Source organism: Limnohabitans planktonicus II-D5, from assembly GCF_001270065.2.
In the GTDB taxonomy this organism is placed as follows: Bacteria; Pseudomonadota; Gammaproteobacteria; order Burkholderiales; family Burkholderiaceae_C; genus Limnohabitans_A; species Limnohabitans_A planktonicus.
Window position 1 is genome coordinate 18504 of the sequence record NZ_LFYT02000006.1, and the last position, 12191, is coordinate 30694.

Here is a 12191-nt window from a genome sequence, read left to right on the forward strand (position 1 = left end):
GAGGTGTTTGCCGGGGACAAGCTTTCCAGAGGCAGGCTGGCCTGCGAGGTGCAGGCCACGGCGGGACTTGCCAAAGGGAGGGTGTCCACAGCAGGCTGCAAATCGGCAGCCTCAGAGTTCGGCGCCGCCGAAGAGCCCAAGCTGGGCGCCGTCAAAGAGCCCAAGGTCTCGGGCAGTGTAGGCAGAGAAAGTTTATTCATAACGCAGGGCTTCCGCCGGGTTCACTTGGCTGGCACGCCAGCTGGGGTAGAGCGTGGCCAGGAACGCCAGCACCAGAGAGATGATGGCAATCGGCCATATGTCGCTGGCCAGCGGCTCGCTGGGCATGCGGCTGATCAGGTAAATGTCGCGCGGCAAAAAGCTGGCGTTGAACAGCTGCTCCAGCGCAGGCACGATCACGTCGATGTTGAAGGCCACCAGCAGGCCCAGCCCCAAACCGCTGAGCGTGCCGATCACGCCCACCGTGGCACCCTGCACCACAAAAATGCCCATGATGCTGCGCGGGCTGGCCCCCAGGGTGCGCAAGATGGCGATGTCCGCACGCTTGTCGGTCACCGTCATCACCAGCGTGCTGACCAGGTTGAAGGCGGCCACCGCCACGATGAGCGTGAGGATGATGAACATCATGCGTTTTTCAACCTGCACGGCGGCAAACCAGGTCTTGTTTTGCTGTGTCCAGTCGCGCACAAAAAAGCCAGCGCCCAGCTGCATTTGCAAATCACGGGCCACCTCGCGGGCCAGGTGCAAATCACGCAACTTGAGCCGGATGCCGCTGGGGCCTTCGAGCCGGAACATGCGGGCCGCATCGTCCACATGCATCATGGCCAGGGCCGAGTCGTATTCATAGTGGCCCGAATGGAAGCTGCCCACCACCTGCATTTGCTTCATGCGCGGCACCACGCCCGCAGGGGTCACCTGCCCCGATGGCGAGACCAGCGTGACCGGGTCGCCGCTTTGCACGCCCAGGTTTTGCGCCAGATCAGCCCCCAGCACGATGCCAAACTCCCTCGGCACCAACCGCGCCAGCACGCCAGCCTGGGCTTCTGACGACAAATCGGTCACCTCGGGCTCCAGCGCTGGATCAATGCCGCGCACCAGCACACCTTTCATGTCTTCACCCCGCGCCAGCAGTGCCTGCGCGGTGATGAAGGGCGCTGCGCCCAGCACTTGAGGATGCGACTTGAGCCGGGCCAGCACATCCGGCAAATGGGTCACCGCGTTGCCATCAGCGGCATACACCTCGATGTGCGAGACCACACCCAGCATGCGGTCGCGCACTTCGCGCTGAAAGCCGTTCATCACGCTCAGCACGATGATGAGCGCCGCCACGCCCAAGGCAATGCCCAGCATGGACACGCCAGAGATGAAAGAAATGAAGCCGTTGCGCCGCGTGGCGCGGCCTGCACGCGTGTAGCGCCAGCCCAGCACCAGCTCGTAGGGGATGTTTTTGAAAAAAGCCATAGGCCGGTATTGTGCAGTGCAGGCCCACAAATCCCCCAGAGGCAGGCCATGAAACACGGACCGCGCAGCCGGATTGAAGACAATGGCCCCATGAAAACATCTCCAACACCCCCTTTCCTGCGTTTTTTCGCGACCGAGTCAGCCCCTGGAATGATCCTGGCGCTGGCGGCTGTGGCTGCTTTGCTGATCAGCAATTCACCTTGGGGAGAGTGGTATCGGTTCTTTCTGAACATTCCCGGCCAGGTGGTCATTGGCGAGCAGGCTTTGGTGCTGTCCAAGCCCCTGATCCTGTGGGTCAATGACCTCTGGATGGCCGTCTTTTTCTTTTTGGTGGGGCTGGAGATCAAACGCGAGTTCCTCGAAGGTGAGCTCTCCGGGCCGGGCCAGTTGCTGCTGCCTGCCGTGGCGGCCTTGGGCGGCATGCTCGTGCCAGCGCTGATTTACTCCGCCATCAACTGGGGTGACGCTGTAGCGCTGCGCGGCTGGGCCATACCCGCTGCCACCGACATCGCTTTTGCCTTGGGCATTGTGGTTTTGCTCGGGCAACGCGTGCCCCTGTCGCTCAAGATTTTTCTGACTGCCGTGGCCATCATCGACGACCTGGGGGCCATCGTCGTGATTGCCCTCTTCTACACGGCCAACTTGTCCTGGCCCATGCTGATGGGCGCGCTGTTGTCGGGGCTGGTGCTCTTCGGTCTGAACCGCCTGCGCATCACCCGGGTCGATGTGTACATCGTGGTGGGGCTGGTCATGTGGGTTTGCGTGCTCAAGTCCGGGGTGCATGCCACTTTGGCGGGGGTCATCACGGCGCTGGCCATTCCCATGCGCGATGGGCACGGCCATTCCCCCTTGGAAACCATTGAACACGGCCTGCAGCCCTGGGTGGCCTTCTTGGTGTTGCCCATGTTTGCCTTCACCAATGCGGGCGTCCTGCTCGAGGGGGTCAGTCTGAATACCTTGTTGTCGCCAGTTCCACTGGGCATTGGTCTGGGCTTGGTGGCAGGCAAAGCCATTGGGGTGTTTGGGACGTCGTACCTGATGATCCGCAGCGGCCTGGCCAAAGCCCCCGCCGACGCCTCGAACCTGCAACTTTTGGGCGTGAGCGTTTTGTGCGGCATTGGCTTCACCATGAGCTTGTTCATAGGTGGCCTGGCTTTCTCGGGCCTGGGTGCCGGGTTTGAACTCCAACTCAAACTGGGGGTGCTGGGTGGCTCGGTCATTGCGGGTCTGCTGGGCACCCTGCTGCTGCGGATCAAACACCGCTCACCCTCCTGATGAACGCAACCAACCAGAGCAGGCATGGTGTTTGCACTTAAAAAGTCACAGAGGTGACGATTTCAAACCCTGCTCCGGTCTGAAATGCCGAAGACCCCCAAGACTCTTTGGGTCCAAGCGCACAAACAAGGAGACACCCCCGTGATCAATCGACTCATGCCCCTGAGCGCCCTGGCCGCCGCCGCATTGCTCAGCGCCTGCCAAACCGCCCCGGTCAAAACCGCCACACCCCCGACTTCGCCCGAAGTGGTGGGCGAATTTCGCAAGGGTACGGGCTATCTGAACGGCTACATCGACCGCAAGGAACTGCCAGACAGCCTGGCCCTGGTGCCGCCTCCGCCTGCCCCAGGCTCGGCCCGCTATTCGGCCGATCTGCAGCAACACCAGCAAACCCGCGCCCTGCGCAACACACCGCGCTGGGAATACGCGTTCAAGGACGTGAACCTGAAGTTCCCAGAAGCAGCCGGGGTGTTCTCGTGCGCGCTGGACATGCCCATCTCGCAAGAAGCCACGCCCCACCTGAACATGCTGCTGCGCCGCAGTCTGGTGGACGCCGGGTTTGCCACCTACAAAGCCAAAGACCATTACCAACGCAAGCGCCCCTTTGCCGAGCTGGGTGAAACCACCTGTTCCCCCAAGGAAGAGGCCCACCTGTCCAAGGACGGCTCGTACCCCTCGGGCCACGCGGCGTTGGGCTGGGCCTGGGGCCTGATTTTGGCGGGTGTGGCCCCGGACAAGGCCAACGCCCTGCTGCAACGCGGCCACGCTTTTGGTGACAGCCGCATGGTCTGCGGCGTGCACTGGCAAAGCGACCTGGAAGCCGGACGCGTGGTCGGGGCCGCCGCTGTGGCCCGCCTGCAAGCCGACCCGGTGTTCCAAGCACAAGCCCAACTGGCCAAAGCCGAAATTGCCTCCGCCCGAGCCAAAGGCCTGAAATCAGACCGCCAAGATTGCGCATCGGAAGCTGCGGCGCTGAAGCGTTGAAAAGCCAAGGCCTGTGGTGTCCCGTAGGTCGGCGGCTTCAGCCCCGACATGAGCCTGCGCCGAAGCCCATATGTCGGACTCTTCGAGTGCCGACCTACAAAAAAACGGTTTCCCGTAGGTCGGCGGTCGAAGACCCCGACATGAGCCTTCGCCGGAGACCGAATGTCGGACTCTGCGAGTGCCGACCTACAAAAAACCTGTCTCCCGTAGGTCGGCGGTCGAAGACCCCGACTTGGGCCTGTGCCGGAGCCCGACTACATGAACCTGCGCCGGAGCCCGACATGGATTTTCAGCGGCTGGCCTTGTCCAGCGCCTGGTCGATGTCCCACAGGATGTCGTCCAGGTTTTCCAGGCCCACCGAGATCCGCACCATGTCGGGCGACACGCCTGCGGCCAGCTGCTGGGCGTCGTCGAGCTGGCGGTGTGTGGTGCTGGCCGGGTGGCTGATCAGGGTGCGGGTGTCACCGATATTCACCAGGTGGCTCATGAACTGGGCCGACTTGAATCTCTGATGCGCTGCGGTTCACCTTGTAGGTCAGCACCTCGATCATCACGGGCACTTGGTGCAGCACAAAGCCTTCGTAAATCACGCGCTCAAAGCTGACCGCATCGCCCAGCAGGCCTGCGCCTTTCTTGATGGCGCGTTCCAGCGTTTCCTTGGGCATGGACACTTAGCGGGCCTGCTCCACCACCAGACACAGGCGCGAGTTGGCCGACGGGTCAGCGCCGTTGCGGGCTGCGAACATGATGTCTTTGGCCAGACAGCCAAACAATTTGCCGCGGGCATCGGCTGCCTGTGCCTTGCCTTTTGCTTTCCACTGCGCGCCCATGGGGTCTTCTTTGTCTTGGGATCAAAGCGGAAAGTTTAAGCGCTCGCCCATCGCAAACCTTGGCCAACAAGGGTCTCAAAGGTCACAGGGGCGCAGGCCTGCCAAGTCAATAATGGCCGATCAGACACAACGCTGCCCATGAACCACCCTGCCTTGCCTTTGTTTCCCGGTTTTGCCCATCACCTGCTGGAGGTCAGCCCCGGCGTGTCGATTTCGGCCATGGTGGGCGGCCAGGGTCCGGGCTTGCTCTTGCTGCACGGCCATCCCCAAACCCTGGCCATTTGGCACAAAGTGGCCCCCACGCTGGCGCAACACTTCACCGTGGTGGCGGCCGACTTGCGTGGCTATGGCGATTCGTCCAAGCCCCAAGGCGGGTTGGACCACATCGCTTATGCCAAACGCAGCATGGCGCAAGACCAGGTGAGCCTGATGCGCCAAATGGGCTTTGAGCGCTTTGCGGTGCTGGCGCACGACCGGGGTGCCCGGGTGGCGCACCGCCTGGCGTTGGACCATGGGCATGCGGTCAGCAGCATGGCCTTGCTCGACATCGCGCCCACCTTGGCCATGTATGAACAGACCACCGAAGCCTTTGCCCGCTCTTATTGGCACTGGTTCTTTTTGATCCAGCCTCATCCCCTGCCCGAGCGCCTGATTCAGGCCGACCCTTCGGCCTACGTCACCGAGGTCATGGGCAACCGCAGCGCTGGGCTGGCCCCTTTCGATCCGCGTGCTTTGGCCGAATACCAGCGCTGCCTGGCATTGCCGGGTGCTGCGCACGGCCTGTGCGAAGACTACCGGGCGTCAGCGGGCATTGACCTGGTGCACGACCGGGAGGACATCGCCCAAGGCCGGCGGCTGGAGATGCCACTGCAGGTGCTCTGGGGCGCGCAAGGCGTGGTGCAGCGCTGTTTTGATCCACTCAAGGAATGGCAAAAAGTGGCCACCCAGGTCACGGGCCAGGCGCTGCCCTGCGGCCACTACATCGCCGAAGAAGCGCCTGAAGCCTTGCTGGCCAAGGCCTTGCCGTTTCTGCAAGGGCTGGCGGCATGAGTCAGCACAACCGGCGCGGCATCGTCACCATGACCGGTGCCATGGTGTTCTTTGTGGTCAACGATGCGTTGGTCAAGTGGGTCAGCACGGACCTTTCAACCCCGCAACTGATTTTTGTGCGCGGGGTGATGACCACGGCGCTGCTGTTGGCCCTGGCTGGGTGGATGGGCCAGTTGCAGCTCTGGCGCACCACACTGACGCGCTCGGTGCCTGCCCGTGCTGTGCTCGACAGTCTGGCGTCCTTCACCTACCTCACGGCGGTGTTCCACATCCCTTTGGGTAACGCCACGGCGATCAATTTGGCGGGCCCGCTGTTCCTGACCCTGATGGCGGTCTTCTTTTTGCACGAGCGGGTCACGCCGGGCCGCTGGGCGCTGATCGTGCTGGGCTTTGCTGGCGTGCTGCTGGTGGTGCAGCCGCGCATGGGGGACTTCAATGCCTATGCCTTGTTGTGCCTGTTTGCGGCGGTGCTGCACGCGGGGCGCGATTTTCTGACGCGGCTGGTGCCCGCTCAAGTGCCTTCGCTCTTGATCACCTTGTCCACGGCGATCATGGTCACTGTGTTGGCGGGTGTGTGGAGTCTGTTCGAGCCCTGGAAGCCCATGGCCACACAAAACCTGTGGCAGCTGTTTGGCGCGTCACTGTGCTTGGCAGCGGGCTACCACTTGCTCACGCTCAGCATGCGTTTGGGCGACATGAGCGTGATTGGGCCGTTTCGCTACAGCGGCTTGCTGGTGGCGCTGGTGCTGGGTTACCTGATGTGGGGCGATGTGCCCAACACGCTGGCTTGGTGCGGCATTGCACTGGTGGTGGCGGCCGGGTTGGGCTTGCTCCAGTCTGAGCGCATGCGCCGGCAGGCCGCGGGCGGCCTGTAGGTCGGCGGCTTCAGCCCCGACATGGGTTTTCAGCGGCTGGCCTTGTCCAGCGCCTGGTCAATGTCCCACAAGATGTCGTCCAGATTTTCCAGGCCCACCGAGATCCGCACCATGTCAGGCGGCACGCCTGCGGCCAGTTGCTGGGCGTCGTCGAGCTGGCGGTGCGTGGTGCTGGCTGGGTGGCTGATCAGGGTGCGGGTGTCACCGATATTCACCAGGTGGCTCATGAACTGGGCCGACTCGATGAAGGTCACGCCTTGCGCCAAACCACCTTTGACGCCAAACGACAGCAAGCCTGAAGCACAGCGCATCTGGCGCTGCATCAGGGCGTGCTGCGGGTGGTCACTCAGGCCGGGGTAGTTGACCCAGGCCACGCGCGCATCGGCCTGCAAAAACTTCGCCACACCTAAAGCGTTGTCACAGTGCTTTTGCATGCGCAGCGGCAAGGTCTCGACGCCTTGCAAAATTTGCCAAGCGCTCATGGGGCTGAGCGATGCGCCAAACACGCGCAGGCTTTCCATGCGGCAGCGCATGGAAAAGCCAAAGTCGCCAAAGGTCTCGTAAAACTTCACGCCGTGGTAGCCCTGCGAGGGCTCGGTCATGCCGGGGAACTTGCCGTTGTCCCAAGGAAATTTACCGCCTTCGACCACCACGCCACCCAAGGTGGTGCCGTGCCCCGCCAGGTATTTGGTGGCCGAATGCACCACGATGTCGGCCCCCAGCGCCAGCGGGTTGCACAGCAGCGGGCTGGGCACGGTGTTGTCGATGATGAGCGGCACGCCGTGCGCATGGGCCACCTCGGCCACGGCCGCGATGTCCAGCACCACCATGCTCGGGTTGCCCAAGCTCTCGGCGTACACCGCCCGGGTGTTGGGGCGCATGGCTGCGGCAAAGGCCTCGGGTTTTGTCGCGTCCACAAAGCTGGTTTCGATGCCGAACTTGGCCAGGCTCACGGCCAGCAGGGTGACCGAGCCGCCATACAAAGCCCCGGCCGCCACCACATGGTCGCCCGCTTGCAGGATGGTCATCAGCGCCATGGTTTCGGCCGCCATGCCCGAGGCACTGGCCACGGCAGCACGCCCGCCTTCGAGCGCGGCCACACGCTCTTCGAGCACCGCCACCGTGGGGTTGCTCAGGCGCGAATACACATTGCCAAAGGTCTGCAGGTTAAACAGCGAAGCCGCATGCTCGGCGCTGTCGAACACAAAGCTGCTGGTCTGGTAGATCGGCAAGGCGCGTGCGCCCGTGGCCGCGTCGGGAATTTGCCCGGCGTGGATGGCCAGGGTTTCGGGGTGGAATTGGCGGTCGGTCATGGTGTTGGGTTTGAAAAGTTGGTTCAAAAATGGCAACAGCAGAAATATTGATCCGGCCCTGTAAAGAGTTCAATGGTCAATGATTTTGTAGGTCGGCGGCTTTAGCCCCGACAAGTGCCCGCGACCAACCAGCACTGTCGGAGCTAAAGCTACCGACCTACGGGGTCGCGGTGCAAAAGATGCAAACATCTGGCCTGATCAATGAGAAGCCCTCATACCAGCCGCCGCGCCGAGATGACGCCGGTGTTCACGCCCACCCAGTTCAGGCCGCCAAACAGCCGGGCGTGTTCGATCTTCACGCAGCGGTTGCTCACCGAATCCATGCCCGCCTGCCGGGCCAGCGCATCGGCCTGTGCATTGGCCACACCCAGCTGCTGCCAAAGACACCGGGCACCGATCTGCACCGCCTGTTCGGCAATCGGCAGCACGTCTTCGCTGCGGCGAAACACATCGACCATGTCCACTTTGAACGGGATGTCGTTCAGGCTGACGTAACAGGTTTCACCGAGGATCTCGCCGCCCGCATAACGCGGGTTGACGGGCACGATCTTGAAGCCGTGCGACTGCATGTACTTGGCCGCGAAATAGCTGGGCCGGTGCCACTCGGCCGACAGGCCCACCACCGCAATGGAGTGGCAACTTTTGAGGATGCGCCGCAGCGCGTGCAAATCGTTGTGCATGAAAGTCCTTCTGTCTCTTGTGCGTCGTTCTGTTGAAGTCTTCAGCTTAAGCGTCGCTAGTTCTTTTGTAGGAGCCCCCCCTGTGGGTGATGGCTTAAAGGGCGTGTCCCACGCCCATCGCCCACAGGGGGGTTCCTGCAAAAACCGACAAGCCAAGTGCCAAATCCGTCATCTTCATAGGGGTCACAGGTTCAATATTTCGCCAAGCCGCTCAGCTTCATTTGCCGCGAGGCCCAGGTGGCGCACAGCGACAGCAGGCCGCACACCGCCATCACACCCAAATAATGCCCGCTCCAGTCAAATGCCGCCCCGGCCAGCACCGGGCCCAGCAAGTTGCCCAATGCCGCGCCGCTGTAAAGCGTGCCCACCACGCTGGCCACCGATCGGCCGCCAAAATAATCCATGCAAATGGCGGGCAAGAGCGACACGATGGAGCCATAACTCAGGCCGAACCACAACGCAAACAGCACCAGCATGGCCTGCCCGCCCGCCGCGCCCCACAGCACATACGACGCACCCATGGACAGCTGCATCAGCACCAGCGTCTGCGCCCGGCCCAGCCGGTCGGCCAGCAGGCCAATGGCAAAGCGCCCCACCAGACTGCCCACGCCAATCAGGCCCACCAAACCGACGGCAAAGGCCTCGCCCAAACCCAAGTCCCGCGCCGAGGCGGACACATGCGCAAAAGGAATGAACATCACGGGCGAGGCCAGCACGGTGGCCAAGTAGAGCCAGCGAAAAGTGGGGTTGCGCAAGGTCTCGCGCAAAGTCAGCCCGGAGGCCGAGCCCCCTGCACTGGTCGCACCGGGGGCGGCCTGCACGGCAGGGGCGCGGCGCAGCAAACCCGCCGCCAACAAGCCCAGCACCAAGACCGCCAAGGCCAGCAGCTGCATGGCTTCGCGCCAGGGCATGGGACCAATCGCCATGGCCACCAGCACCGGCACCAGCAAGGTGCCTGCGCCCACGCCCGAGCTGGCAATGCCCCCGGCCAAGCCGCGCCGGGTGGTGAACCAGGGCTGCACGCTGGCAATGGACGGCGTGTAGACCAGCGCAATGCCCAAGCCCACCAGCAAGCCGTAACTCACGTACACCGCCATCAAGGACGTGGCCCAGCTGGTGGCCAGCAGGCCCAGCGCAATGAGTGCCATGCCCGCCGAGCACACGACGCGCGGGCCAAAGCGGTCGGCCAGCATGCCGCCGCCCGCGCCCAGCACAAAGTAAACAAAGCCCGAGAGGCCAAAGATCCAGGACACATCGGCCCGCTGCGCCGAGAACTCGGCCGCAAACGACTCAAAAAACGCCGCAAACGAATACGACACCCCGAAGATCAGCGCCAAACACACAAAGGTGGCCCAAACCACCACCCAGGCATAGGGGGTCTCTTTCATCTTGTCTCCGGTTCTTTTTGGAAGTGGCTGTCATTGTGCCTTTGAAGCATCGCGGCTTGATGGGTTTTGCGGCCTTGTCGTTTGGCACGCACGCTGGTGGGTGATGGCGTGCGGCGGGGACGCGCGTGCAATCGCCCACAGGGTTAGGCTTCTGTTGATTCGGCACGATGAAGTCTGAGCCGTGTGTTGCCCGTTGGGAGGATTTTGTGGGAGCTTGCCAGCCAAGCGCAAAACCTGTGCTCCACACGCGTCTGATCGCCAGCAGGGCTAGCGCCCACAAGGTGCAAGATTGAAGTCACCCTACAAACTTCACAGGGCCGGATCAATAAACGGGCATGCCCTTGTCGGTTTTCGGATTCATCCGCGGCAGTCAACTCACACATGCTGGGCTTGCCCATAATGAGCCCTCCATTGCCACCAAGGTTCCCCGATGAACGCCACAGAACGTGACCAGTTGCAGCAATTTTTGAGTGCTTTACGCCAGACCCGTGCCGACCCGAAAGACCCCACGGCCGACGGCCTGATTCGCGAAGCGGTCAGTGCACAAGCCGACGCGCCTTATTTGCTGGTGCAGCGCGCCATGGGTTTGGGCGTGGCGCTGGATGCGGCCCAGATGCGCATAGCGCAACTGGAAGCGCAATGCGCACAGCAATTGGCCCAGTTGGCCCAACTGCAAACAAGCCAGGCAAGTCAAGCGCCAGCACCGGCCTCCAACGGTTCATGGATGTCGGGCGCACAGAGCTGGGGCCGTGAAGCTCAAAGGCCCGCACAGCCCTTGCCGACTGCCTCAGCCCCTTTCGCCACCACTTCGCCTGCGGCCGCACGCACTGCTGCCATGCCAGCCCAAGCCCCCGCAGCTACCAGCGCTTGGGGCGGCGGCATGATGGCCCAAGTGGCCACCACCGCAGCGGGCGTGGTGGCGGGCGGCTTGTTGTTTCAGGGGGTGCAAAGCCTCATGGGGCACCACAACCCTTCCCCGGCCTCAAACCCCGCCAACTCGCCTGCTTCGCCGTTGAGCAACGCCCAAGATGAAGCTTTGCCAGGTCTGGTATCGCCACAGGCTTCGGCAGACGATGCAGGTGATGCCTCATGGGACTCTGGCGAAGACTGGGCTTGACACTCCCTTTGATGCACCGACTTGCAAGCAATCACCCACGAAAGCCCCACATGGACCCCAAACGCCCCCTGCACAGATCCAAGAGCCTCGAAGACGTGGTGCTCAAATTCATCGAAAAAAACAACCGAGTCATTTGGGCAGTGCTTTTTGCCATTGCTCTGGCAGTGATCTACGGCATGAACGCCACCTGAAACCGCTCAAAGGTTTTTGGGGGCCTGCGACAATCTGGCCCCATGCACCTGATCATTCCCTACGCAGCCAGCCACGCCCTCAACGGCCCCGAGATTTGGGCCGGTTTGCAGCTGCCGAATTTGCAAGCCCTGCTGTCCCTGCTTCAGCGCCAGCAGGTGCTGCAAGGCCCTGAAGCCACAGCGCTGCACCTGCCCCACGAACGCCTGCAAGCCCAAGCCCTGGGCTGGGCCATCGACACGGCCGCCCTGCCATGGGCCGCCTGGCACCTGGCGGGGCAAGGCCAAGCCAGTGCCGAGCCCCAAGCCTGGATGACGCCCTGCCACTGGCAAATCGGCATGGACCAAGTGGTCATGGCCGACCCAGAACATTTGCACCTGTCGGACGATGAATCGCAGCAACTGCTGCTGGCCATGCAACCGTTTTTGCAAGAAGACGGCTTGCAAGTGACGTGGCACAGCGCCTTGCTGTGGCACGCACAAGGGCCCTTGCTGGCCGATGTGCCCACCGCCTCGCTCGACCGGGTGATCGGCCAAAACGTCAAAGACTGGATGCCCGACCACCCCGCTGCCCGGCCCCTGCAACGCCTGCAAAGCGAGATGCAAATGCTGCTGTACAACCACCCGGTGAACGACGCCCGCGAGGCCCGCAGGCAACACACCGTCAACGCCTTTTGGCTGCACGGCGCGGGCACGCTGCCCGTCAGTGGCACGGTGGCTGCGCAGCCCTTTGCGGGCGCACCAGGTTCTGCAATTTCAGCGCCTGTCACCGTGTCTACAGCCTTGCGATCAGCTGCCTTGCATGGCAACGCGCAGGCTTGGCAGCAAGCCTGGCTGCAACTCGACGCCACGGCCGTGGCCGACTTGCTGCAACACGTCAAAGCCACTGGCCAAGGCACGCTCAGCCTGTGCAGCGAAGACGCGGCCCATACTTACACGGTCGCGCCTGCCGCCTGGCACCACCGGATCACACGCCTGTTCAACAAACCTTCCCCTGCAGCGGCTCTCCAAGCCCTCATCACTAACTGAT

The 12191-nt window shown here is 62.8% G+C and carries 11 protein-coding genes and 2 pseudogenes; 7 read left to right on the forward strand and 6 right to left on the reverse strand.

Going from position 1 to position 12191, the window contains the following annotated elements:
* Window positions 1-192: 192 nt before the first annotated feature.
* Complete coding sequence (locus tag H663_RS27095; protein ID WP_053170412.1) at window positions 193-1461, reverse strand: lipoprotein-releasing ABC transporter permease subunit; 1269 nt, start codon at window positions 1459-1461, stop codon at window positions 193-195.
* A 90-nt stretch (window positions 1462-1551) separates the two neighbouring features.
* Between H663_RS27095 and nhaA the strand changes: the two genes are divergently transcribed.
* On the forward strand, window positions 1552-2736 hold the full coding sequence (gene nhaA, locus H663_RS27100; RefSeq protein WP_053170416.1) for a Na+/H+ antiporter NhaA: 1185 nt from the start codon (window positions 1552-1554) through the stop codon (window positions 2734-2736).
* Between the two features lie 141 nt (window positions 2737-2877).
* The gene (locus H663_RS27105) at window positions 2878-3720 is read left to right on the forward strand and encodes an acid phosphatase (RefSeq protein ID WP_240620431.1); all 843 of its coding nucleotides are present in this window, start codon (window positions 2878-2880) and stop codon (window positions 3718-3720) included.
* A gap of 289 nt (window positions 3721-4009) precedes the next feature.
* On the opposite strand, the pseudogene H663_RS27110 reads toward H663_RS27105, so the two are convergent.
* Together H663_RS27110 and H663_RS27115 are read right to left on the reverse strand one after the other, a co-directional pair.
* A pseudogene (locus H663_RS27110) lies at window positions 4010-4222 on the reverse strand (PLP-dependent transferase); the annotation flags it as partial.
* A pseudogene (locus H663_RS27115) lies at window positions 4218-4550 on the reverse strand (transcriptional regulator family protein); the annotation flags it as partial. The pseudogenes H663_RS27115 and H663_RS27110, both read right to left, overlap by 5 nt.
* Before the next feature lie 138 nt (window positions 4551-4688).
* On the opposite strand from H663_RS27115, the gene H663_RS27120 reads away from it, so the two are divergent.
* Entirely contained in the window at window positions 4689-5600 is a 912-nt protein-coding gene (locus H663_RS27120) for an alpha/beta fold hydrolase (RefSeq protein ID WP_053170423.1), read from the forward strand.
* Window positions 5597-6475: a DMT family transporter gene (locus H663_RS27125; protein WP_053170425.1), complete on the forward strand. Its 879-nt coding sequence runs from the start codon at window positions 5597-5599 to the stop codon at window positions 6473-6475. Before H663_RS27120 ends, H663_RS27125 begins: the two co-directional genes overlap by 4 nt.
* A gap of 29 nt (window positions 6476-6504) precedes the next feature.
* Here H663_RS27125 and H663_RS27130 read toward each other — a convergent pair whose 3' ends face one another.
* From H663_RS27130 to H663_RS27140, 3 genes are all read right to left on the reverse strand, one after another.
* On the reverse strand, window positions 6505-7788 hold the full coding sequence (locus H663_RS27130; RefSeq protein WP_053171573.1) for an O-acetylhomoserine aminocarboxypropyltransferase/cysteine synthase family protein: 1284 nt from the start codon (window positions 7786-7788) through the stop codon (window positions 6505-6507).
* A 212-nt stretch (window positions 7789-8000) separates the two neighbouring features.
* The gene (locus tag H663_RS27135; protein WP_053170428.1) at window positions 8001-8468 is read right to left on the reverse strand and encodes a CoA-binding protein; all 468 of its coding nucleotides are present in this window, start codon (window positions 8466-8468) and stop codon (window positions 8001-8003) included.
* Window positions 8469-8659: 191 nt separating this feature from the next.
* Entirely contained in the window at window positions 8660-9856 is a 1197-nt protein-coding gene (locus H663_RS27140; RefSeq protein ID WP_053170431.1) for an MFS transporter, read from the reverse strand.
* Between the two features lie 430 nt (window positions 9857-10286).
* Between H663_RS27140 and H663_RS27145 the strand changes: the two genes are divergently transcribed.
* The 3 genes from H663_RS27145 to H663_RS27150 are packed head-to-tail and all read left to right on the forward strand — an operon-like array spanning window position 10287 to window position 12190.
* Window positions 10287-10973 (forward strand): DUF2076 domain-containing protein, encoded by a 687-nt coding sequence (locus H663_RS27145; protein ID WP_053170434.1) that lies wholly within the window; start codon window positions 10287-10289, stop codon window positions 10971-10973.
* 50 nt (window positions 10974-11023) lie between these two features.
* Entirely contained in the window at window positions 11024-11164 is a 141-nt protein-coding gene (locus H663_RS41560; RefSeq protein WP_165803876.1) for a hypothetical protein, read from the forward strand.
* 42 nt (window positions 11165-11206) lie between these two features.
* Window positions 11207-12190: a hypothetical protein gene (locus H663_RS27150; protein ID WP_053170437.1), complete on the forward strand. Its 984-nt coding sequence runs from the start codon at window positions 11207-11209 to the stop codon at window positions 12188-12190.
* The last annotated feature ends 1 nt before the right edge of the window (window position 12191 follow it).

What these genes read in the sequence shown, in the direction of transcription:
- H663_RS27095 (WP_053170412.1), bottom strand. Translation starts at nt 1,461, where the DNA reads ATGGCTTTTTTCAAAAACATCCCCTACGAGCTGGTGCTGGGCTGGCGC.
- nhaA (WP_053170416.1), top strand. Translation starts at nt 1,552, where the DNA reads ATGAAAACATCTCCAACACCCCCTTTCCTGCGTTTTTTCGCGACCGAG.
- H663_RS27120 (WP_053170423.1), top strand. Translation starts at nt 4,689, where the DNA reads ATGAACCACCCTGCCTTGCCTTTGTTTCCCGGTTTTGCCCATCACCTG.
- H663_RS27125 (WP_053170425.1), top strand. Translation starts at nt 5,597, where the DNA reads ATGAGTCAGCACAACCGGCGCGGCATCGTCACCATGACCGGTGCCATG.
- H663_RS27130 (WP_053171573.1), bottom strand. Translation starts at nt 7,788, where the DNA reads ATGACCGACCGCCAATTCCACCCCGAAACCCTGGCCATCCACGCCGGG.
- H663_RS27135 (WP_053170428.1), bottom strand. Translation starts at nt 8,468, where the DNA reads ATGCACAACGATTTGCACGCGCTGCGGCGCATCCTCAAAAGTTGCCAC.
- H663_RS27140 (WP_053170431.1), bottom strand. Translation starts at nt 9,856, where the DNA reads ATGAAAGAGACCCCCTATGCCTGGGTGGTGGTTTGGGCCACCTTTGTG.
- H663_RS27145 (WP_053170434.1), top strand. Translation starts at nt 10,287, where the DNA reads ATGAACGCCACAGAACGTGACCAGTTGCAGCAATTTTTGAGTGCTTTA.
- H663_RS41560 (WP_165803876.1), top strand. Translation starts at nt 11,024, where the DNA reads ATGGACCCCAAACGCCCCCTGCACAGATCCAAGAGCCTCGAAGACGTG.
- H663_RS27150 (WP_053170437.1), top strand. Translation starts at nt 11,207, where the DNA reads ATGCACCTGATCATTCCCTACGCAGCCAGCCACGCCCTCAACGGCCCC.